The 23,322-nt window shown below is 36.1% G+C and carries 22 protein-coding genes; 13 read left to right on the forward strand and 9 right to left on the reverse strand.

Annotated elements, in window-relative coordinates; translation table 11 throughout:
- Positions 1-96 precede the first annotated feature (96 nt).
- The 4 genes from FTRAC_RS13105 to FTRAC_RS13120 are packed head-to-tail and all read left to right on the forward strand — an operon-like array spanning position 97 to position 3,204.
- Positions 97-486 carry a hypothetical protein gene (locus tag FTRAC_RS13105; protein WP_013454743.1) on the forward strand — a complete coding sequence of 130 codons (390 nt, stop codon included), beginning with the start codon at positions 97-99 and terminating at the stop codon, positions 484-486.
- A gap of 9 nt (positions 487-495) precedes the next feature.
- A complete protein-coding gene (gene lpcA / locus FTRAC_RS13110; RefSeq protein ID WP_013454744.1) occupies positions 496-1,077 on the forward strand; it encodes a D-sedoheptulose 7-phosphate isomerase in 582 nt (193 codons plus the stop codon).
- The gene (locus tag FTRAC_RS13115; protein ID WP_013454745.1) at positions 1,067-2,605 is read left to right on the forward strand and encodes a YifB family Mg chelatase-like AAA ATPase; all 1,539 of its coding nucleotides are present in this window, start codon (positions 1,067-1,069) and stop codon (positions 2,603-2,605) included. The genes lpcA and FTRAC_RS13115 overlap by 11 nt, the downstream gene beginning before the upstream one ends.
- The gene (locus FTRAC_RS13120) at positions 2,593-3,204 is read left to right on the forward strand and encodes a DUF6134 family protein (protein WP_013454746.1); all 612 of its coding nucleotides are present in this window, start codon (positions 2,593-2,595) and stop codon (positions 3,202-3,204) included. Before FTRAC_RS13115 ends, FTRAC_RS13120 begins: the two co-directional genes overlap by 13 nt.
- On the opposite strand, the gene FTRAC_RS13125 is transcribed toward FTRAC_RS13120, so the two are convergent.
- From FTRAC_RS13125 to FTRAC_RS13160, 8 genes are all read right to left on the reverse strand, one after another.
- Positions 3,184-5,334 (reverse strand): sensor histidine kinase, encoded by a 2,151-nt coding sequence (locus tag FTRAC_RS13125; protein WP_013454747.1) that lies wholly within the window; start codon positions 5,332-5,334, stop codon positions 3,184-3,186. The genes FTRAC_RS13120 and FTRAC_RS13125 overlap by 21 nt on opposite strands.
- 179 nt (positions 5,335-5,513) lie before the next feature.
- Entirely contained in the window at positions 5,514-6,854 is a 1,341-nt protein-coding gene (locus FTRAC_RS13130) for a RagB/SusD family nutrient uptake outer membrane protein (RefSeq protein ID WP_013454748.1), read from the reverse strand.
- Positions 6,855-6,865: 11 nt separating this feature from the next.
- Positions 6,866-9,790, reverse strand: coding sequence for a SusC/RagA family TonB-linked outer membrane protein (locus FTRAC_RS13135; RefSeq protein WP_041649837.1), 2,925 nt, complete (start codon positions 9,788-9,790; stop codon positions 6,866-6,868).
- 156 nt (positions 9,791-9,946) lie between these two features.
- Positions 9,947-11,032 (reverse strand): ArsO family NAD(P)H-dependent flavin-containing monooxygenase, encoded by a 1,086-nt coding sequence (locus FTRAC_RS13140; protein ID WP_013454750.1) that lies wholly within the window; start codon positions 11,030-11,032, stop codon positions 9,947-9,949.
- Positions 11,033-11,102: 70 nt separating this feature from the next.
- Positions 11,103-12,140, reverse strand: a complete 1,038-nt coding sequence (gene arsB, locus FTRAC_RS13145) for an ACR3 family arsenite efflux transporter (RefSeq protein ID WP_013454751.1) — start codon at positions 12,138-12,140, stop codon at positions 11,103-11,105.
- The gene (locus FTRAC_RS13150) at positions 12,137-12,751 is read right to left on the reverse strand and encodes an arsenate-mycothiol transferase ArsC (protein ID WP_013454752.1); all 615 of its coding nucleotides are present in this window, start codon (positions 12,749-12,751) and stop codon (positions 12,137-12,139) included. The genes arsB and FTRAC_RS13150 overlap by 4 nt, the downstream gene beginning before the upstream one ends.
- Before the next feature lie 38 nt (positions 12,752-12,789).
- Positions 12,790-13,266 carry a DUF6428 family protein gene (locus FTRAC_RS13155; protein ID WP_013454753.1) on the reverse strand — a complete coding sequence of 159 codons (477 nt, stop codon included), beginning with the start codon at positions 13,264-13,266 and terminating at the stop codon, positions 12,790-12,792.
- Between the two features lie 68 nt (positions 13,267-13,334).
- Positions 13,335-13,670 (reverse strand): ArsR/SmtB family transcription factor, encoded by a 336-nt coding sequence (locus FTRAC_RS13160; protein ID WP_013454754.1) that lies wholly within the window; start codon positions 13,668-13,670, stop codon positions 13,335-13,337.
- A 237-nt stretch (positions 13,671-13,907) separates the two neighbouring features.
- Between FTRAC_RS13160 and mbhE the strand changes: the two genes are divergently transcribed.
- Genes mbhE through mnhG form a run of 7 tightly spaced genes read left to right on the forward strand, consistent with a single transcriptional unit; the run spans position 13,908 to position 19,597 of the window.
- Positions 13,908-16,196, forward strand: coding sequence for a hydrogen gas-evolving membrane-bound hydrogenase subunit E (mbhE, locus tag FTRAC_RS13165; protein WP_013454755.1), 2,289 nt, complete (start codon positions 13,908-13,910; stop codon positions 16,194-16,196).
- A complete protein-coding gene (locus tag FTRAC_RS13170) occupies positions 16,193-16,603 on the forward strand; it encodes a Na+/H+ antiporter subunit B (protein ID WP_013454756.1) in 411 nt (136 codons plus the stop codon). The genes mbhE and FTRAC_RS13170 overlap by 4 nt, the downstream gene beginning before the upstream one ends.
- 3 nt (positions 16,604-16,606) lie before the next feature.
- Positions 16,607-16,942: an NADH-quinone oxidoreductase subunit K gene (locus FTRAC_RS13175; RefSeq protein ID WP_013454757.1), complete on the forward strand. Its 336-nt coding sequence runs from the start codon at positions 16,607-16,609 to the stop codon at positions 16,940-16,942.
- Between the two features lie 4 nt (positions 16,943-16,946).
- Entirely contained in the window at positions 16,947-18,470 is a 1,524-nt protein-coding gene (locus FTRAC_RS13180) for a Na+/H+ antiporter subunit D (RefSeq protein ID WP_013454758.1), read from the forward strand.
- 31 nt (positions 18,471-18,501) lie between these two features.
- Positions 18,502-18,996: a Na+/H+ antiporter subunit E gene (locus FTRAC_RS13185; protein ID WP_013454759.1), complete on the forward strand. Its 495-nt coding sequence runs from the start codon at positions 18,502-18,504 to the stop codon at positions 18,994-18,996.
- Positions 18,993-19,265: a monovalent cation/H+ antiporter complex subunit F gene (locus tag FTRAC_RS13190; RefSeq protein WP_013454760.1), complete on the forward strand. Its 273-nt coding sequence runs from the start codon at positions 18,993-18,995 to the stop codon at positions 19,263-19,265. The genes FTRAC_RS13185 and FTRAC_RS13190 overlap by 4 nt, the downstream gene beginning before the upstream one ends.
- Positions 19,262-19,597, forward strand: a complete 336-nt coding sequence (gene mnhG / locus FTRAC_RS13195; protein WP_013454761.1) for a monovalent cation/H(+) antiporter subunit G — start codon at positions 19,262-19,264, stop codon at positions 19,595-19,597. Before FTRAC_RS13190 ends, mnhG begins: the two co-directional genes overlap by 4 nt.
- Positions 19,598-19,607: 10 nt before the next feature.
- On the opposite strand, the gene FTRAC_RS13200 is transcribed toward mnhG, so the two are convergent.
- Positions 19,608-20,564 (reverse strand): hypothetical protein, encoded by a 957-nt coding sequence (locus FTRAC_RS13200; RefSeq protein ID WP_013454762.1) that lies wholly within the window; start codon positions 20,562-20,564, stop codon positions 19,608-19,610.
- A gap of 164 nt (positions 20,565-20,728) precedes the next feature.
- On the opposite strand from FTRAC_RS13200, the gene glmM reads away from it, so the two are divergent.
- Positions 20,729-22,123: a phosphoglucosamine mutase gene (gene glmM, locus FTRAC_RS13205; protein ID WP_013454763.1), complete on the forward strand. Its 1,395-nt coding sequence runs from the start codon at positions 20,729-20,731 to the stop codon at positions 22,121-22,123.
- A 4-nt stretch (positions 22,124-22,127) separates the two neighbouring features.
- Positions 22,128-23,276 (forward strand): cysteine desulfurase family protein, encoded by a 1,149-nt coding sequence (locus tag FTRAC_RS13210; protein WP_013454764.1) that lies wholly within the window; start codon positions 22,128-22,130, stop codon positions 23,274-23,276.
- The last annotated feature ends 46 nt before the right edge of the window (positions 23,277-23,322 follow it).

Genomic DNA, 23,322 nt, shown 5'->3' on the forward strand with positions numbered 1-23,322 from the left:
TGCAATTTGCTATTCATGTGATCTCGAAGCTTTAGTTGTTAAAATATTTCTATATTTGTTTATATTCATAATCAAAACCATCAGAACATCCTTTTTATGAAAACTTTTAGAACTATAGTTTTTGTGGCACTCCTTATCTTTCATATAGCCACAGTTGTCATAATATCAATAGGTAAGAATGACCTCAACTTTTTATTTGATTTATTTAAGCAAATGGATTTGGTTCAATACAGCTCTATTGCTGGCCTTGTTCTATTCATAGTGGTTATTTTTCTATTTAAGCAAGAAGAAAAGTCAAGAACTAAATTGAATGAAAAACATGAACAAGAAATTAATCAATTCAAAGCTAAGCTTTATGATAAAAAAGAATCTGAAAGCACTTCTCCTGTGAAAGCTCAAACTTCTAGCAATAAGGATGAAAGTTCTAAAAATGAAGCTCCAGAAGAAGATTCAACCAAAACTGACGATACTAATCCCCAATCATAATAGACCTGAATGATTAACCTTATTAAAAACGAACTAAGTTCAGCTCAAAAAACGCTGGATGATTTTTTAAACCAACCCGAGCAGTTAGCCAATATAGAAACGGCAGTAGAATTGATGGTCGAGTCCTTTAAGCAAGAAGGAAAAGTAATGAGTTGTGGTAATGGCGGGTCTCATTGCGATGCCATGCATTTTGCGGAAGAATTAAGCGGTAAATTTAGAGAAGCTCGTCCAGCAATAGCCGCCATGGCTCTTTCAGATATTAGTCATACCACTTGTGTTGGCAATGATTATGGTTTCGACTTTATTTTCAGCAGGGCTTTAGAAGCCTTAGGCAGAAAAGGAGATGTTTTACTTGCCATCAGCACTAGCGGAAATTCGAAAAATATTCTAGAAGCTTGCAAGGCTGCCAAAGCCAAAGGATTGAAGATTATTGCACTTACAGGCAAAGATGGTGGTAAACTAGCTAAAGAGTGCGATGTGGAAATCCGAGTTCCACATAATGGATATGCAGACAGAATTCAAGAAATTCACATCAAAATAATTCACATTTTTATTTTACTGATTGAAAAAAGATTAGGGTATGCTAGCTAAATCTTATGGAAGTTCAGTTTTCGGAGTAGATGCCAATGTAATTACCATAGAAGTAAATGTCAGCCAGGGCACAAAGTTTCATATGGTGGGCTTACCCGATAATGCCATTAAAGAAAGTGAACATCGTATTGATGCCGCTATAAAATACAGTGGTTATAAAATGCCGCGCCAGAAAGTTGTGGTGAATTTGGCACCTGCTGACGTGAAAAAAGAAGGTTCTGCTTATGATCTACCCATAGCATTGGGGATTTTAAGTGGATCGGAACAGATTTTCACCGAAGAATTAGGGGAATATATGATAATGGGTGAACTAGCTTTGGACGGAACGCTAAGACCCATAAAAGGGGTTTTGCCTATTGCTATAGAAGCCAGAAAGCAAGGATTCAAAGGTTTTATTCTTCCACAAGAAAATGCAGCAGAAGCTGCAATTGTTAATAATTTGGATGTAATCGGAGTTTCAAATCTTAATGAAGCCATAGGTGTGCTGGAAGGTACTTCTGACATCAAACCAGTGGAAATGGATACTCGGGATATCTTCTTCACTAATATAAACGATTATGAAGCTGATTTTGCAGATGTGCAGGGTCAGGAAAATATAAAAAGGGCATTGGAAATAGCTGCTGCTGGTGGTCATAACGTAATTATGGTTGGACCTCCAGGTGCTGGAAAAACAATGTTGGCAAAACGGTTTCCTTCTATTTTACCTCCATTGAGTTTGACTGAAGCATTAGAAACTACAAAAATCCATTCTGTAGCTGGTAGATTGGGTGCCAATGCTTCTTTGATTGCTACACGTCCATACAGGGCACCTCACCATACCATTTCTGATGTGGCTTTAGTGGGCGGTGGCGGCATTCCTCAGCCGGGTGAAATTTCATTAGCCAATAATGGCGTGTTGTTTCTTGATGAGCTTCCGGAATTCAAGCGCACGGTCTTGGAAGTGATGCGACAACCACTCGAAGAAAGGAGAGTAACGATTTCCAGAGCAAAAGTCTCGGTAGATTTTCCTGCCAATTTTATGCTATTGGCTAGTATGAATCCATGTCCATGTGGATACTATAATCATCCAGAAAAAGAATGTGTCTGCCCTCCTGGGTCTGTAAAGCGTTATTTAAATAAAGTCAGCGGACCGCTTTTGGATAGAATTGACTTGCACGTGGAAGTCACGCCAGTTTCTTTTGACCAAATGACAGCTGACCGAAAAGCAGAAAGCAGTGAGACGATCAGAACAAGAGTAATAGCAGCCAAAGAGGTACAAAAAGAGCGATTTGAGGGTTTAGAGGATATTCATTCCAATGCGTTGATGCCCTCACAAATAGTAAAGGAAGTTTGTGTAATAAATTCAGCTGGAAAGGCGTTATTAAAGAATGCCATGGAAAAATTAGGACTTTCGGCAAGAGCTTACGATAGAATTATGAAAGTATCTCGTACGATAGCCGATTTGGCAGGGAGTGAAGATATAAAGATTGAACATTTGGCGGAAGCTATACAATATAGAAGTTTAGATAGAGAGGAATGGGCAGGTTGAAGTTTGTTATAATTACAGTTATCTTATTAAATAGTGCTATCGGACTTGCCCAAGAGCTAGTTTATGATGTCACCATTCAAGGCAAACCAGTGGGCAACATGCTGGTTACGAAAAAGGCATTGGATAGTGGAAAGGTTTATTATTCAGCCGTCATGGATTTGGAATATAAGCTTTTTAGACCCACGGAAATGGTGCAATTGCATGAGGCTATTTATCAAAATGATACCTTACGCCAAGCCTATTTTGTAGAGAAAATAAATGGCGAGAAAGCCGAGGAAGCTAAAATCGAGCAATTGCTTGGCAAGAAATACTATAGGACGACAATTGACACTACCAAGGCCTGGCACGAAAAACCAGTGATAAATAGCTTGGTAAAAATGTATTTTAATCAGCCTCAAAAAAGAGATTCAGTATTCTCGGAAAGCACTCATAAATACAATAAAATAGCAAAATTACCCGAAGAGAATCGTTTTATGATGTTAGATGATGAAGGGGAAAAATCTATTTATGAATATAATGAAAAGGGTGTTTGTGTTCAGCGTAATTTCAATGTAGGTGCTGTTGAGTACGAAATAAAACTAAGTGAAAGGGAAAACTAATGTGAAAGTTGTACCCTCTTCTAATTTACTTTCTACATTTATTTCTCCACCTAAGATTTCCATTTGACTTTTCACTAAGTATAAGCCAAGTCCTTTACCTTCAACATGGGTGTGAAATCTTTTATACATACCAAATATTTTCTCTCTATTTTTCTCTAAATCAATACCTACACCATTATCGCTAAAAATGATATATTTTTTGTCGTCTTCTATTCTAGTGGTGATTTCAATTATCAACTTTCTTTTTTCTGAGCGATATTTGATGGCATTTGAAATAAGATTATAAAAAATACTGTCTATATATGTAGGATTACTTTTTATCTCCTTGAAGACACTGTTGTCAAATTGAATTTCGGCATTACTTATTTCAATTGAGTTTTTTAGAATTCTTTTGGTTTGTTCTAGTCTTTCAGATAGATCTATCCATTCTTGATTTTTTTCTGCCTCTTTTCTTAAGTCCAAAATTGCATTTAGATCTTTTATAACGGCATCCAAACTATCCCCTTCTTCCTTTATTTTAGAAACAATAGTTTGCCACTCTGACTTTTCACTATCTGGACTGATTTGCAATAAATGGGTTAATCCTAATAATCTGGCAACTGGAGCACGTAAATTATGAGCAGTCATAAAAGCATATTGCTCTAATTTTTGGACGTTTTGAGCTAATTCTGTATTCGTATCTTCCAAATCTTTGGTACGCTTAGCCACTTGCGCTTCTAAGTCATCCGTATATTCTTTTAGCTGTAAATTTTGTGCTTCTATGATCTGCTGCGCTTCGGTAAGTCTTTCATTTTTTGAGTTTAATTCCTCATTTTGAGTTAAGATTTCCTCCTGCTTTTGTTCTAATTCTGCTGTTCTTAAAGTTACTTTTCGTTCCAGTTGTTCATTTTGTTCCTGTACTAATTTTTGGCTCTGTGCCATTAAATCTAATGCATTTTGTTGTGCTTCATTTTTTTCAGTTTCTAAAAGACGATATTTATAGCCAAGAGAAACAGAAAGTAAAACAATTTCTGTTATGGCACCAAATTCTAGAACATGAGAGGTTATGGAGGTAACAGGTAAAAAACCGAGATTTCTTAAAGTATATAGCAAAACACCAACTAGATAGGCTGTCCAGGCTAACGTAAAAATACTGGCTACTTTTATCCTTTTGATCCAAAAATATATTCCGCTGAAAAGCAGTACAAGACAATTGACTACTAATGAATAGTTTGAAATTTTCAGACTAACAGAATAATCTGCGATAAATGCCATAATGATAATCAAGAGACCAACCAGCTTCATTGTTTTGAAAATCCAATCATATCGAGGGAAATATTTCCTGGTTTCCAAGAAGCTAGCAGTAAATTGATTGCCCGCTAATATCCACAGACCTATACCAAATACAATTACATGGTTTCCCCACCATGGCATATCGTACCATAAATACATGAATGCATGGCCATTGAGAGCAGAGAGTGTCAATAGGTTTCCTAAAATAATTCCTACATAATAGATGTAATTTATAGAGCGAGCTGAAAAAGCTAAAAACAAATTATAAAGGAGCATAACCAGCATTATCCCGTAGAAAATGCCGTAAAATATTTCTTCTGGGATATCATCAGAAAATAACTGTTCTTTTGGTTTTATATTTAAAGGTAGAATGATGGACCCTTTATTATTAATCTTTAAGTAAATAGTGGAGGCTTCAGTTTGATTCAGTTCTAAGGGGATTATAAAGTTTTTATGATGAATTTGGCGTTCTGAAAATTTTATGCGATCACCGAGAAAACCTTTTTCAACCAAATTATTTTCTTGTAAAATAAAGTAATTTATAGAATCAAAGGTGGGGTAGCCTATTTCTAAAATATAGGGTGTCTCAAACTGCTTTGAATGCTGAATTTCTATTTTCACCCATAATGTAATGTCTTCCAGACCGTAAGTGGGGATTTCTTGTTTACCGTATGTAAAGCGTGACTGATATTGTGGAGATTGAATATTTTGAAATGTTAAGTTATGGCTCGGATCTTCTAAAAATTGAATTTGCTTTCCTAACCTTTTATAAGTTTGACCAGGGCTTATATAAATTTCATTTTTGGCAAAGGAATTACTAAAAATGAATAAACAGAAAAATATGTAGAGCAGTCGCAAGATTTTGGGTTGTATTTAGTAACAATCAATGGTATAAGAAAACTAATGATTTATACAATTACAAACAAGAAAAACGGGAGGATATAAGAGTCGTTAATAGTAGATGTAATACAATAAATGAAAAAGCCCTCCAATTTTCATCTTGAAAACAGAGGGCTTCAAAAATTAATCTAAAATTATTATTCTGCTTCTGTTAGTGGGATTGGGAATTGAGTAAAAACTTGATCCCCCTCTCTATCTACGGGTAAATTGTCGGCATTTAATCTACCATATCTTCGCAAATCGACCATGGTATGACCTTCACACCATAAGGAATATTGCCTTTGAGTTAATAATTCGTCAATAACAGCTGCTCTAGTTTGTGCGCCACTGTAAGGATCAAGACCAGCATTATCTCTGATAATATTCAAGTCTGCTATTGCACCAGGTATATCATTATTTTGAAGCTTGGCTTCTGCAGCAATTAATATAAGTTCTTCATTTCTAATAATATCTACTGGTGAAGTAGGGCTGTTGTATAATGCAGTTTCTAGTTCTCCATTTAAACCGTCTTGAGAAGCCGCATTTTCTCTTACTGCCATTTTGGTCAAGATTCGTAAGTCCAAAGTATCAGCACCTTCCTCTGCATTTTCAAGAAATCTATCGTGAACCACTATCATGTCGCCATTATTACCTGGAATCTTGAATAAGCCATTTAACTGATCCCCGGAAGCAGTAGAAAAGCTATGCTTAGGGCCAATAGATAAATCACCATTAGGGTCGTAGAATGAATCTGCAAGCAGTCCGGCTACTGATCCCCAATCTTCTCTATAAATAGCTACTCTCGCTGCTAAAGCTCTATTAAATTGAGCGAAGGTCTCAGGAGTATTAAATCCATCAAACCCTGATGAAAGGCTGAATGGAAATTCTGCACCAGCATTAGCAAGTTGAGTATTAGCAGAATTCAATAACTCTGCAATGTGTGCTAAAGCTGCATCCTTACCTACAAAAGGGCCTAAATTATCAGGGTCGGCAACATCAATTCTGATTCCATTTTCGTCTAGCATATTCAATACGCGCAATTCCTGTAAGGCAATAACGGTATTTGCAAATCCTCTATATCCAGCTTTTTCTTCATCAGAAACGAATTCCGTATTTTCCAATGCATTTAATAGAATGTTAGCATTCTTTACGTTGGTATAGCTTCCATTGTATGGGCCATTCAAGTAGAAGACATTATTGTCTAATTGTCCTCCATTTTTACCTAATAAGTCCTCTGTATTTCTAGGATCAGCATTAAATAAATATAATTCTCTGGCAATAGTACCTGTTGAGGTAACATATAATGTTAATCCATTACGCATTCCTGATTCCATTCCAACAACAATGTTATTCAACTCATTGACAGTTGCGTCTTGATTGTATTGCTGCAAATTCGGATTATTTGGATCTACTTGATCTTCAAATTCACATGAATAGAAGAACAGCAAAGAAATAGCTAATAATCCCGATGCAATTGATTTTATATTAAAATTTTTCATAATTTTTCTTTTTAAAATTCTAAGGCTAGGTGAAAATAAACTTGCTTAGTAGAAGGGAAAGGGTTGACATCCAAACCTGTTGAAAGTCCTGTCCCACCTTTTGCAGAAACTTCTGGATCATAGCCTGTATATGGAGTTATTGTCCATAGGTTTCTACCAGATGCACCAATCTTAATTTTATTAACAGCTCCATTGAATACGCTGACAGCAGATTCAGGTAATCTATAATACAATGCGATCTCTCTGAGTCTCATGTAAGACGCATCTTCAATAAATCTATCAGTATTAGGATTAGATGTTCTCTCTTCCCCTGATGGATCATCTAGATCACCTGTTAAGCCGGCTAAATCAGTTAAATATGTTGTGAGGTTTAAATTACTACCTCCCTGTTTTACATGAATCAAGAAGCTGAAATCAAAATTCTTAAAAATTGTAAAGTTGTTTAGAAATGAAGTTTGAAAGTCAGGTTCTGCATCCCCTACAGTTACAACTTCGCCATCAATTGTTCCTTTAAGTTGAGTTACGGGTTGACCTTCCTCAATAAAAGCAGTACCCAAACCTAAGCCGAAACCTGAGCCTGCAGGCGCAAATGCTGGAACATCTAATCTTGTAATTTCTGATCTATTGAACCAGAAGTTTGTAGTAGATGTCCATACAAAATTTTCATTTTGTACTGGGTTTGCATTTAACGCTAATTCTAACCCTTGATTTTGTAAATCAGCAAGGTTCGTTACCTCTAGACTAAATCCTGTTGATGGCTGTAAGGCTCTCTGAAGGATCAAATCGTTTATATTTCGATTGTAATAAGTAGCAGTGAATGATAATTTGTTTTCTAGCAATGTTACATCTATACCCGTTTCAAATTCAGAAGCTGTTTCAGGAATTAATTCTTCACTCCCTCTTAATCCGCCAACAGAAACTCCAGGTGAACCGCCAATATTAACTGCTTGGAAACTTGTGTATAATGAACCAAAGGTTGCACTTGATCCTGTTTCACCATAAGCTGCTCGTAATTTAAATTGATTGAACAAATCTAAATTCCAGAAATCAAAATTAGCTAAGTTTAAAGCTATTGATGCTTTAGGGAAGTAGTAGAATTGATTCTGATCAGCATTCAAGGTAGATTTATCAGCTCTGATACCTAATGTACCAATAATTTTATCTTCATAATTCAGTTCTTGCTGAGCAAAATATCCGAATTCCTTGACGTTTTCTAAGGTTTGGTCAAACTCTTGTGTACCAGATTGTCCTAAAGTAGTTTGTCCTGGGATTAACTGTGTAGCTTGATTATATACTAAATCTCTATCAAACGTAATGTAGGTATATCCCACTTGTGAGGTTAATTGAATTGAACCACCACTCAGATAATTGTCCCAAACTAAGAAACCTTGATTGTTAGTGTTAAAAATACTGTTTTTACCTACTCCAATAAATCCGTTTTGTAGACCTCTTTGTGCTTGGTGATACTCAGGCACGTACACATAAGTGTCTAAACTGTAGCTGTCAAAACCACCATTCCATTTGAATTTTAAGAAAGATTGGTCAGTTTCATACAGGCTTACATCTATACTTGCTCCCTGTATGTAGCGATTAATGACTTCATCATTAATTGCTCTGTCTCTTACCAATAGCATATTACCAGCTGCATTTGGATTATCCGGGTAATTGCCAAATTCATCAGGATAAAGATTTGCCCATGGTCTTGTAAAAGCCATATTATATCCCATACTCAAGCCTCCTTCATTTTCATTTCCCGTAAAACCTCTTTGAGTAGTAGAATTGACAAAATTGCTGGAAGTTGTAAATTTAATTCGATCAGTTAACTGATGGTCTATGTTAGCTCGGATACTAGCTCTTGTATAACCAGTGTTTTTAATGATACCCTCTTCATCTCTTAAAGAAGCGCCAACATAGAATTTAGTATTTTCACTGCCCCCAGTAGCGCTAATTTTGGTATCAGTGATTAAACCGGTTTCTCCATAGATTTCTTCTTCATAATCAACTAAACCTCGTCCATTTATGGCTGCATTATACCTCGCTACTTCATCTGAGCCAAATACTTCTTCAACTAAGGAAGGCGTCCAATCTCTTTGACCAATACCTACTTTTCTTTGTATTGTACTGAAACCTACATCCTGAGTTAAATTTACTCTAGTTTCTCCTCTCTTACCACGTTTGGTAGTAATTATTACAACACCAGCATTCGCACGTGCACCATATATTGCAGCAGCAGAAGGACCTTTCAAAACTTCAATATTTTCAATATCACTAGGTGCCAAATCGGCTATTCTGTTAGAAGCATTTTCTTCATTTCCTGAATTTGCTCCTGAAGCATTTCTTAATCCACTTGGGATTTCTGCATTGCTGACATAAACACCATCAATTATAAATAAGGGTTGATTATTTCCTGTAATAGAAGTAACTCCTCTAAGTCTCATGGCAACACCACCACCTGGCGCTCCTGAGCTGGAAGTTATATTTACTCCAGTTACCTTGCCATAAAGGGCATTGTCCATTGTCGGTTGATTGGTCATTCCTGTTAACTCTTCGGAAGAAACTGTAGCTACAGCATTACCCAAATTCGATCTTTTCACACTTGAAGCCAAGCCTGAAACTACCACTTCATTTAATTTCGTGATATCTTCTTCAAGCCGTATTGTTAAATTTTCAGTTTGATCTGGATTTACAGCGATTTCTTGTTCGGCAAAACCGATAAAAGAAACAACGAGCACTTCTGGTTTTGAAAGCTCAATCTTAAACTTTCCGTCTAAGTCTGTTGTAGCACCAGAAGTAGACCCTTTCTTTACTACTGTAGCTCCTATCAGTGGTAACCCGTCACTGGCGCTTACCACCTTTCCTTCTATCACCCGATCCTGAGCGTATGAAACCGTCCCGATCAGGAACAGAATAATCATCATTAGATACTGTTTTTTCATGGATTTTATATTTTGGTTTTAACTCAATATGAGAAATAAATACAAATTAAATTAGAGTTAAGCCGAATAAGTTATATATATATTGGAATAATTACATGTATTCTTCGTAAAAGAAAACAAGTGTATGTTTTAAGAACTAATGGTCGTTAGGTAGTATCACAAATTAGCTTGATAGTTTTCGTTTCCATCTAGAGTTGTTTGTATTTCTTTAATGGTGGCTCTAGCTGATCTTCCAACCCCAATCAAAGTAGCAGAAGCAAAGCCTGTCCAGCCGCCATAACCCACTAACCATAGATTTTCTTCTTCAACAGAGCGAGTACCTTTAGTCTTAATTTTGCCTCTTTCATCCGTTGAGATAATCTTTTTTAGATGGTCTGTGGCAAAACCAAAACCAGTGCACCAAATCACGGCATCAAATGATTCTTCTTTTCCATTTACCCAAAGCACTCCTGATTCGGTAAATGCTTTAAATTGTCCTTTTGAATGTAAGACATCTCTTTTTCGAGCTTCTTTTACTGAAGGTACCATCACAATATTTCCTAAATTATATTTTGAAGCATCAAATTTCTCACCTTTCTTTTCAGCATAATATTTAGCGGATGCTTGATCAAATAAAACTCTACCATCTACATCATCAGGCAAAAATTCAGGAGTTTTACGTGTAGTCCAAACTGTATCAGCCACTTTGGAAACTTCAGCCAAAATTTGAGCACCAGAATTTCCCTCTCCCACTATCAATACTTTTTGATCAGTAAAGCCTTCTGGCTTTTGATAGTATGCCGAATGCAATTGTGTTCCTTTAAATATTTCTCTACCAGGAACATTAGGAATAAATGGGGTGCCGAAAGTGCCAGTAGCTGAGATTATGGTTTTGGAGTAGAAATTTGATTTATCAGTGATTATAGTAAAGTAAGAAGCTTCTTTTTTGACTTCTTTTACTTGAAAAGGTCTTTCAACAGGTAATTTATAACGCTTCTCATATTGACATACATAGTCAATTACTTCTGTTTTGGTTGGAAATTCATGTTCTGATTTAGGCATCAGCCAACCGGGCAAGGAACTGTGTTCCGCAGGCGAAAACAGAGTTAACGAATCCCAAGCATGTGGCCAGGCACCCCCGCAACTTACCTGATTATCTAGAATGACATACTCTAAATTGGTTCTGCGAAGATAGTAACCGCAAGCAAGAGCACTTTGGCCGCCTCCGATAATTATAACATCATAGATTTTATCTTCTAGCATAGGATAATTTTTCGATTTTATAAAAACCTGTTAGCTTTTCGCAAGTTGGCGCATGCGTGTGCCTGTACACCTAATACTTCCACTTATTTGCCAAAGCTACCAAAGATAGCATAACAGGAACTTCTACTAATACTCCCACTACAGTCACCAATGCGGCAGGACTTTGCAACCCGAATAAAGCTATGGCCACTGCCACTGCTAGTTCAAAGAAATTACTGGCGCCAATCATGGCTGCTGGCGAACAAACGGCATGAGAAAGCTTTAACTTTCTTCCGGCAAACCAGGCTATGAAAAATATAAAATAGGTTTGAAGAATAAGCGGAACGGCAATTAGTAAAATGATAATTGGATTGTCTAAGATATTAGGTCCTTGGAAGGCAAACAGCAAAATCAAGGTTAAAAGCAATGCAATGATGCTTACTGGTTTGAACTTTGGTAAAAACACTTCCTGAAACCATTTTTCGCCTTTTTGGGCTACTAAGATTTTATTGGTAATCACGCCAGCTACTAAAGGAATGACAACGAAAATAATGATGCTTGCTGCTAGTGTTCCATAAGGAATTGTAATGTCAGTTATACCCAAAAGAAAACCAACCAAAGGAATAAAAGCCACCAAAATAATGAGGTCATTAACGGAAACCTGCACTAAGGTGTAATTCGGATCACCATCGGTTAAATAGGACCAGACAAAAACCATGGCAGTACAAGGTGCTGCACCTAACAAGATAGCTCCTGCAATATATTCACCCGCCATTTCAGGAGCAATAAAAGCGGAGTACAAGTGCTCAAAGAAGATCCAGGCAAAAAATGCCATGGTGAAAGGCTTGATCAACCAATTGATAATGACCGTCATGATCAATCCTTTTGGCGCTTTACCAACTCCTTTTATACTGGAGAAATCGATTTGCAGCATCATAGGATAAATCATCATCCATATTAAAATAGCAATTGGGAGATTGACTTTATAAATTTCCATATCACTCAAAAAGGAAATGTCATCTCCTGCTAAATACCCTATCAAAATTCCCGCTCCTATACATAAGGCTACCCAAACGCTTAAATAGCGTTCAAAAAATGCCATTTTCTTCTTTCCTGTGGCTTCACTCATGGCTTCTTAATTTTAGAGAATACGTAAAAAAGTTCAGTTGCAATTTGACGACTTCTTTCTTCATATTTACTTTTTTGAAGCGGACTGTCATCAAAAGCTTTTGGGTCTTCATAATTTAAAGCAATTCTTTTTTCCGTCCCTGGTATGAAAGGACAATTTTCATCTGCATCCGAGCAAGTCATCAAGGCGGCAAAACCAATAGATGGATTAAATGGATGATCGCAAGTCTTTGAAAAAGCAATGATAGGATGACTATCCGCATTGTATTTTATTGCAAAAACTGGATTATCTTCTTTAGAAAGTTGAACAGTTTCAAAACCAGCTTCTTCCAAAACTTTTATCACCATTGGATATATAGCTGTAGCAGCTGTTCCGCCAGAGTAGCAAGTAACTTGATTCAATTGGAAATGCTCTGTCATTGTTTGAGCCCAAATTTGAGAAAGATGGCTTCTGCGAGAGTTGTGGGTACAAATAAAATTCAGGGATATATGGAGCCCTGAATTGATCTTCTCCTGTATATAATCAATAAAAGACCCCAGTACTTCCTTTCTCTCCGCTGGAATAAAGTTCGGATCTAATTTTCCGATGTAATCAGTTAGTTTCTGGAACATTTTAAATAAGTGTTAACCAAAATGTCTTTTTAGAATTATTAGCAACATCCACCGCCAGGTTCACATGAATTTGAGCTAGAACCTGAAACATCAGCCAATTGCACTTTCGGTTTTGATTCAGGAATTCCACATTTATCTTTGGCTAAACAATCTGTTTGAGTATTAAGCAATACAAAATTTTCACCATTGAAGTCCAAATGATATTTACCGATAGTTGCGCCTTGATATTCCACTTCTACTTCCAAATTATCATCTATGCCTAATTTATCTTCGGATAGGGTGATAATATCATGAAGTTTTTTAGCTCCCAGTCTGTGGTCATAATCACCCGCCTCCCATAATTGGAAATTCACAGTCTTTTCATTTCGCATGGTACCGCCACAATCAATAAAATTGCGCGTGATGATGCCTACTTCTGTAATGTGAAAATGCTGAGGAACAAATTCTCCATTTGGTAATTGAAATTTGACTTCGCTTAAGTTTTCTAATCTTGATTTGATTTCTATAAGTTTCATGATTTTTTATTTATAATTTCTCTTAAATGTATTATCGTTTTATTACGATGATTAATGGCAAAAAAATATCAGCAGCAGTTCTGCTGATTCGGATTTTTATATAACTCAAAAATATCGCTGAAAAGATTTTTTACTTCCTCCCAGCGCTTGGGATTTATGCAGTAACTTACTGATACACCCTCAATGGTACCTTGAATTATACCAATATCTTTCAAAGCGCGTAAATGCTGACTGATGGTAGCCTGTGCTAAACCGAGCTCCGCCACTAAATGTCCGTTGATACAGGCATTGGATTTCAATAAATATTGAATAATGGCAATGCGAGCCGGATGTGCAAATGCTTTTGCCACATTTGCTAAGTCATTTTGCTCTTCTGTGAATAAATTTGATTTTGTTACGCCCATTTCGCTATTAGTATATTGCAATATTACGATATAATTTTAAGAACGCAAAAGCATTCTCTGGGGTTCCATTTATTTGGATTATGAAGGTTTTGTATGGGGTAATTTTTTGCAAATGAAACCACATAATTGGATAAGCGTGTAACATTATATTCGATTGCCCATTAACAATTTCTCCTTTAAGTAATTGAAATAGAGTGTTCTACTTCATTTACATGATTTTTTAATGACAAAGAGAATATGATAATATGTATCCTTTCTATTTTTATTTTAGCTTTTTTGGTGCCTTTGTTCCAAAAATTTCTTGCTGATAAATTATCATTCTTTCTCTCAATTGCACCGCTTTCCATTTTCATTTCGCTTTTGCACCTCTATTTAACCAAAAAATCTTTTCCAATTTCTGATAGCTTGGAGTGGAATTCTTATTTCAATTTAGAATTAGCATTCTATTTAGATGGTTTAAGTTTTCTCTTTAGTCTTTTAATTAGCGGAATAGGGTTTTTGATCTATATCTATGCTGGATTTTATATGAAGGATGCTAAACATAAGGGTCGGTTCTTTATGATATTGACGCTCTTTATGGGAGCAATGTTAGGCTTAGTATTAGCAGATAATTGGTTAAGTATTTTAGTATTTTGGGAATTGACCAGCATTACCTCATTTTTATTGATTGGGCACAATAACGAAAAAAAGTCGGCTCGCTATGCTGCTTGGCAAGGATTGCTTATAACTGCTTTTGGAGGACTGGCTCTTTTAGCTGGATTGGTTTTAACTGGAATAGTAACGGATGAATACACTATTTCAAACCTTAGCCAGCATCATGAGCTACTGACTCATCATACACTTTACATTCCTATCTTACTTTGCGTAGCAGTAGGGGCTTTTACGAAATCAGCACAATTCCCATTTCATTTTTGGTTGCCCAATGCAATGGCAGCGCCTACACCAGTTAGTGCTTATTTGCACTCTGCCACTATGGTGAAAGCTGGGATTTATTTTTTCGCTAGGTTTTCTCCGATTTTGGGCGGAACTGTTGAATGGCAAATGTTACTTTCATCCATTGGAGGGATTACCATGATAGTTGGGGCAATTATGGCTTTCAAATCCGATAATATCAAAAAGCTACTGGCTTACTCTACGATTAGTGCCTTAGGAATTATGACAATGGCTTATGGAATAGGAACGGAAACAGCTGTTTTCGCTGGAACGGTTTATATTATTGCTCATGCACTTTATAAATCTACGCTATTCATGATGGCGGGTATTTTAGATAAACAAACTGGGACAAAGAAGATCAGTGAGTTTCCCAAATTGCTTTATAAAAAACTTCCTGTGGCTTTTGTCATTGTTTGTTTGGCAGCCTTTTCTTTTGCTGGGATCGCCCCATTTTTTGGTTTCGTAGCTAAAGAATTGCTTTTAGAAATGGTTTTGCATAGTTCCCTGCTTTCATCGTTTTACATTGCTGCAGTGCTTATCACTTCAGTGTTCTTTGTAGCAGTATTTTTTGTATTAACCCATAAAGCTTTCTTTAGTAAGGAAGTAAAAGGCGAGCTTAAGAAAGTTCATAAGGGTATTTTTGTTGCGCCACTTGTCACCGCTCTAGCTGGATTAGCTTTCGGTATTTTTCCAGATACATTATCACATTCAATTTCTAAAGCCTCTGCTACTATTTTTCCAACTTTTGAAGCCAAGCATTTGGCTTTATGGCATGGGTTTAACGATGCTTTCTATTTGAGTTTGTTGTCCATTTTGTTAGGAACCGCAATATATTTTACAAGCTTAAAGCTGAATTGGAAATTAAAGTTGAGTTTTTTCACATCACTACAGCCTTCAAAAATATATGATAGGTTGTTTAAGGGCATCATATCTTTAGGGAAATGGCAAACTAGTAAAATTCAAACAGGCTACTTGCGAAATTATGCCATGGTAACCTTACTGGTTATTTTGATATTGACTGGCTATACATTTCTTTTCAAAGCAGGAATTAGAATCGATACAGCAGCGATTGACGTCTATTTTTTCGAGCTGATATTAGGCTTAATAGTCCTGATAGCTTTAGGATTTACGTTATTTACACGATCTAACATTTCAGCTCTGTTATCATTATCAGTAGTTGGGATTGCCATTTCAATCATATTTTTGGAAGCGGGTGCTCCTGATTTAGCGATCACATTCATTCTGATTGATGCTTTGACCATCACTGTTTTTGTACTTATTCTGCATAAGCTGCCCAAGAAAATGCTACGAAAGCGAAACTCTGCCAGAGTAAGAGATGCAATTATTGCTTTAGGAACAGGTCTTTTGATAACCTTAATTCTATTTTCAATTACCTACGATCCTTTAAACTCTAAGCTAAAGGAATTCTATGCTGAAAACAGCTATTCAGCTGCAAAAGGGAAAAACATGGTCAATGTTATCTTAGTTGATTTTAGAGTGTTGGATACCTTAGGTGAAATATCTGTTTTGGCAATTGCCGCACTAGGCGTTTTCGCATTAGTGAATTATTCAAAAAATAGAAAATCGCTATGAATTCATTTATTCTGAAAAATAGCGCCCGAATTATAGTGCCATTTATGCTGCTTTTTTCCCTATTCCTTCTCTTTAGAGGGCATAATTTACCAGGTGGAGGATTCATTGGTGGGCTTATGGCTGGTGCGGCTTTTATACTTGATGCTTTTGCTTATGATGTTCCTCATAGTTTAAAGAAACTGCGATTGCCGCCTGCTAAAATCATGGCACTTGGCTTATTACTAGCGGTCTTAAGTGGTCTATTAGGAATGATTTTAGGAGGAGGATTTTTCAAAGGCTATTGGTTGGACATTGAGCTACCTTTAATTCCAAAACTTGGGACACCTCTTCTTTTTGATATTGGGGTTTATGCTTTGGTATGGGGTATGGTATTAGAATTAGCATTACCTAACATAAAAAACGATTGAGCGATGGAGTTTTTATTATCCATATTGGTTGGGCTACTTTTCTCAGCAGGAATTTATCTATTGTTGCACAGAGATTTTGTGAAGTTGGTCATCGGCATAGTTATTATTGGAAATGCTACCGCACTGTTCATTTTTGTGGCAGGAAGAATCGTGCGTGAAAATGCACCTTTTATTCAAGAGGATGGAATGCCACCAGAGGTTTTTGCAGATCCAGTTCCGCAGGCATTGATTCTTACGGCTTTAGTGATTGGTTTCGGGATTCAAGCCTTTGCATTAATTCTTTTCAAGAAAGTTTATGACTTGCCGAAAGTGGATCAAATTGATGACCTAAAAAAATAATTGAATGGGATACGAAGAAATTATCATTTTGCTTCCCCTAATATTTCCGCTTGTAACGGCTACAATCAGTCTGTTTTTCAAGAAAAATACGAGTTTAAATGATATCATTTCCATAGTTGGAAGTTCATCGCTTTTGGTAATATCAGCTGCATTTTTATTTCCTCTCATTATTGAAGAAGGTATTGTAACTACTCAAATCGGAGGCTGGGAAGCACCTTTTGGTATAACCATAGTAGTTGATATGTTTTCAGCCTTAATGTTATTGATTGCCTCCATTGTAGGCTTAATGGTGACTATTTATGCTATTCAAAACATAAGTTCCAAGAAAAAGGGATTTGGGTTTTTTGTCTTCTTCCACTTACTCATCATGGCGGTAAATGGGGCATTCTTGGCAGGGGATATATTCAACCTATATGTATGGTTTGAAGTCATGCTCATTGCTTCTTTTGTTTTATTGGTTTTAGGAAACGGTAAGAAACAACTGATAGCTACAGTCAAATACACCCTGCTAAGCTTTATAGCTTCCGCTTTCTTATTAATTGGTGTTGGCATGATTTACGGAATCACTGGAAGCTTAAATATGGCTGATGTAGCACTTTTTGTTCAAGAAAATGATAATGAACCTCTTATTACAGTAGCGGCTGTTTTGTTTATGCTACCGTTTTCGATTAAAGCTGCCTTGTTTCCACTGTATTTTTGGCTTCCAGATTCCTACCATACTCCTGATATAAGTATTTCTGCTTTGTTTTCGGGCTTATTGACCAAAGTTGGTATTTATGCAATGATTCGTTTCTTCACCCTGATTTTTATTCATGATATAAATTATACTCACACTATTTTATTGGTTGTAGCAGGTTTCACAATGTTAAGCGGTGTTTTTGGGGCGCTTTCCAAAATGGATATGCGTAGAATTCTATCTTTTCATATTGTAAGTCAAGTCGGCTACATGATTTTGGGCTTAGCTTTGTATACGCCATTGGCAGTTGCAGGCGCTATATTTTATGTTATTCAGCATATACTAGCAAAAACAAATTTATTCCTAATAACAGGTCTTGTCGAGAAAATAAAGGGTAGTTCTAACTTAAAAGAAATCAGTGGGCTATACCACAGATTTCCGATTGTCTCCATCATATTTTTAATAGTAGCTTTATCTTTAGCTGGTCTTCCTCCTTTTTCTGCGTTTTGGGCAAAATTCATTTTGATTAAAGCAGGCTTTGAAGTTAAGGAATACTTTGTAGTTGCAATTGCTTTAATTACGGGTTTACTCACCCTTTTTTCAATGGTCAAAATTTGGGTAAACGCTTTTTGGGGAAAAGAACAGAAAGAGCGAGAACGAAATTTGATAAAAAGTGAAAAAAGCTTATTTAAAAATCAATTAAACTTAATTTTCCCTGTGGTTATGATTGCATTGGCTACTTTATTTATCGGCTTGTTTTCTATGCCACTAATGGAATATGCAAGTATTGCAGCAGAGCAATTAATGAATCCTGATTTATATATTAAGGCGGTATTGGGTAGCTCTAATTAAACATATGAATTGAAATACGTTAATGATAGAAATGAAAAAGGTTTTTATTCTTCATCTAATATCTAGCATTGGCATTAGTTATGGCTTAATTAATTTCGTCAGTATTAGTTTTACAGGACTGGAAATTTTTGCTGTAGTAGCTGCCTTATTATTAGTGTTTTGGTTGTTGACCTATGTTTTTCACCGCCTATATTTTAATACTTTCAGAGCTGGAATAAATTTAGCCTTTTACTTTATGAAAGAGCTTGTCGTCTCCAATTTCAGGATTATTAACTTCATACTGTCGCCAGGACATCAATTCAAACCTGCAATTTTGGAATTGCCCTTAACACTGAAATCAGACTTTAGTATCACGCTTTTGGCTAATCTTATCACTTTAACACCTGGCACTATTACCTTGGAGGTAAGTAGGGATAAAAAGTATTTATACTTTCATATCGTGGATGTTCCAAAACAGGATATTGAAATGGCAAAGCAAAAAATTAAAGAGGGATTTGAGAAGAGAATAATGAAAATCAAGGCATGAATTATTTCGAAATTTCTTTATGGGGAGCACTTTTAGCGTTGGTGGTGGCCTTATTGATTACTTTAATTCGTTTTATTTATGGCCCTAAATTTATGGATCGCATTGTAACTTTTGATTTAATGACGGCAAACCTTATAGGAATCATTACTATTTATGCCATTGTTTCCGATAATGATTTGCTATTAGATGTAGCCTTAGTGCTGGCCATGATTGGCTTTTTCTCCATTATTGCTTTTGCCTATTACGTCAAAAAAAGAACTGAAAAATGATGACTGAAATTATCATATTAATTTTAATATTCTCAGGAGTTTTTCTGATGTTTATAGCCTCTGTAGGTTTGTTTAAAATGCCTGATATATATACTAGAATGTCAGCCGTAACAAAAGCCGTCACATTTAAAGTTGGGTTGATTGTATTAAGTGCTTGTATTTATTTCGATAGTTTTCCGGTGATTTTAAAATCAGGCTTCATAATTTTATTATTATTGTTGACAACACCTGTTTCTTCACATTTATTAGGAAAAGAAGCGCACGAAAGAAGTGCTCCTTTATGGAGAAAGACCATAATTGATGAACTAACTAACAGAAGGAAAAATAAATAATTGAATTGGTTCAGTCCTCATTATTATTACCCGAATCTACTTCTTCTAATGTTTTATTAATTTCATCAATAATAATATTAAGTTCTTGCGAGGGAGGTCTTAATTTTTCAAACAAAGACCTTAATTCTTTTGGATCGTCAGAATAATGAGAAATGTTGATTAATCCCATAATTCTAGCCAAAGGGCCTCGTACTTTATGTGCATTTATATTAGCGTAATCAATTATCTGCCTGTTCTTTGAATCAATAACTTTAGTTCTTTCTTCAACCAAAGCCTCTAAATTACGGTTGATTGCTTCATATTCCTCATTTTTAGCAATCAGCTCTTGTTGTGTTTCTTCTAGTACTTTATTAGTACTTCTCAAACGTTTTTCATATTGAGTATTGGTTCTATTATACCATAAAAGAGTGGTGGTTGAAAAAAATGCTACAAAAAGGGGCGGCAATTTAAAGTCACTAAAATTCGTCACTAATTCTTTCATGGCTTCCGGTGGATTACCATATTGTAGTAGTAGTTTATCAATGAATAAGGTTACTAGAAGGTAATAAATAAAAAATAGGGTGATGTAAATTTTTTCATTGTTGTGGTTAAATAGAATAAAAGGGATAGAACAAAAAATTGCTCCTGCATATTGAAACCAAATAAATTGCCCAGGAAAAATGTCACCAATAATTATCGGAACTCCCAGGAGAATAAATCCAGGAAAAAATAGAAAGATACTTTTTGATAATCTATAATGCTTTTTATGGTTCAAAAATGGAATCAATAGCATCAAAAAAAAGACTCCAGCTCTTCTGTATGCAGCTAAATAATTTTCTGTATTGAATATATCGTTTAGGAATACCAATATCATGACAACAGCTAAAAACAGAGCCATAGCATTAGTAAGGAAGACTTTTCTCTTCTCATCATCATCCATATTTGAATGAATCCCAGCTTTTGTCCAATATTTTATATATTCCGGCAACCTTATTTTATGTATAAGCTTTTCTATAACTCAAAATAGAAAATAAAGTTGATATTTTAGAAAAATTACGACCAAGGATATCTTTCTTTCTTTGAAGTGGGATTTTTGTTCATTGGCTTTCCATTTTTTAGTACCTTTGCCGATTGAAACAAACAATAGTTTAAGTGACCTTAATAAAATCAATTTCCGGCATACGAGGAACCATAGGTGGAAAAACGGGAGATGGATTAACGCCCGTTGATATCGTAAAGTTTAGTAGCGCATATGCAGCTTGGTTAAGAACCAGATCGGAGAACAATAAAGTAGTGATAGGCAGAGATGCTAGACCTACCGGTGAAATGGTGTCTAAATTAGTAGCTGCTACGCTACAAGGCATGGGAATGAATGTAGTAGACCTTGGTTTATCTACCACCCCAACAGTAGAGATAGCGGTTGTGTTGGAAAAAGCTGCAGGTGGAATTATCCTGACGGCTAGCCATAACCCAGTTCAATGGAATGCTTTAAAGCTCTTAAATGAAAAAGGAGAGTTTATTTCAGGTGATGATGGGCAAGCAATTTTGGATTTGGCTGAAAGTGCGGATTATAACTTCAGTGAAGTAAAGAAGATAGGAAAATACACTACTCAAGACCATTACATCCAAAAGCATATCGACATGGTAATTGATTTGCCTTTGGTGGATGTTGCCGCTATTCGTGAAAGAAAGTTTAAGGTCGTAGTTGATGCTGTTAATAGTACTGGCGGCATTGCAATTCCTAAGCTATTGAAATCTTTGGGTGTTGCAGAAGTCAGGGAGCTCTATTGCTATCCTGATGGGAATTTCCCACATAACCCAGAGCCGTTGCCTGAAAACATTACACATATCAGTAATGAATTAGCAAACGGAAGCTATGATTTAGGGTTTGTTTTAGATCCTGATGTGGACAGGTTAGCTATAGTAAACGAAGATGGTACTCCCTTTGGAGAGGAATATACTTTAGTGGCTGTAGCAGATTATATCTTAAGCCAGCAAAAAGGAAATACGGTGTCCAATCTTTCAAGTACCCGTGCATTGAGAGATGTGACTGAAAAAAGGGGAGGCAAATATGAGGCTTCGGCAGTTGGAGAAGTAAATGTGGTAACCAAGATGAAAGAGACCAATGCAATAATTGGTGGAGAAGGAAATGGTGGAATTATTTATCCTGAATTGCATTACGGAAGAGATGCTTTAGTGGGAATTGCATTATTTCTTACTCATTTAGCCAAGTCCGGAAAGTCTTGTTCTCAACTTAGAGCATCTTTCCCAAGTTACCATATTTCCAAAAATAAAATTGAATTAACACCTGAAATTGATGTTGATGGTATTTTGGAAGCCATTCAAGTGCGCTATAAAAACCAGCCTATTAATACAATTGATGGCGTTAAAGTAGAATTTGACAAAGAATGGGTGCATTTGAGAAAATCAAATACAGAGCCCATTATCAGAATTTACTCTGAATCCGATTCTGAATCAAAAGCAGAGCATTTAGCGCAGAAAATGATTTCGGATATTAAAGAGATTATTGCATATAAAGAAAACTAATATTATGGCAGGGATTTATTTAGATAATGCAGCAACTACCGCTTTAGACCCTGAAGTTTTTGAAGCGATGAAGCCTTATATGCTGAATCATTATGGCAACCCTTCCTCCATCCATTCTCATGGACGAGAGGTAAGGACTGCCATTGAAAAATCAAGAAGGACAATTGCTGAATTGTTGAACACTTCTCCTTCTGAAATATTTTTCACCTCTGGAGGAACTGAAGCAGATAATACGGCTTTAAGGTGCAGCATTGAACAAAAGGGAATAAAGAAAGTACTGACATCTAAAATTGAACATCATGCAGTTTTGCATACTCTTCAGCATTTAGAGAAGTGTGGACAAATTGAGCTGGATTTTGTCACTTTAGACAAAAATGGCTCAGTTGAATTAGATGCTTTGAAAGATTGGTTGAGCAAGAATCCTGATAGTTTAGTTTCCTTAATGCATGGTAATAATGAAATAGGAAATATTCTGGATATTGAAGAGGTGGGCTGGCTTTGTAAACAGTATGGTGTTGTTTTTCATTCCGATACAGTTCAAACTATGGCGCACTACAACCATGATTTACAGGAAATCAAGGCGCAGCATATAGTTGGAGCTGCGCATAAATTTCATGGGCCTAAAGGTGTCGGATTTTTATATATAAATAATGAGCATAAAATTCATCCTTTTATTCATGGCGGTGCGCAAGAGCGAAATATGCGTGGAGGAACTGAGAATGTGTATGGAATAGTAGGTTTGGCAAAGGCAATGGAAATTGCATACAGGGATATGGAAGAGCACCAAAACCATATTCAGGGCTTAAAAGACAGAATGATACAGAAGTTAAAGGCTAAAGTTGAAGGCGTGGGATTTAATGGGTTATGTGAAGATCCTGATAAAAGTCTGTATACAGTATTAAATGTTTGCCTGCCGCCATCTGATATGAGCGATATGCTTTTATTCAATTTAGATATTAAAGGTATTTCAGCAAGTGGAGGATCAGCCTGCAGCAGTGGAAGTGATGTTGGCTCGCATGTAATTGCAGAATTAGGGAAAGCCTCCGAAAGACCAAATGTGAGATTTTCATTCAGTAAATATAATACAGCCGAGGAAATTGATAAAGCAGTAGACGCTTTAGCAGAAATTTATGAGAAGAAGACTGTCGGCTAATTCTTAGACTTTTCCAAAGTTTTAAAACTTTGGAAAAGTTCATTTC

This window comes from Marivirga tractuosa DSM 4126 (genome assembly GCF_000183425.1).
GTDB classification, from domain to species: Bacteria; Bacteroidota; Bacteroidia; order Cytophagales; family Cyclobacteriaceae; genus Marivirga; species Marivirga tractuosa.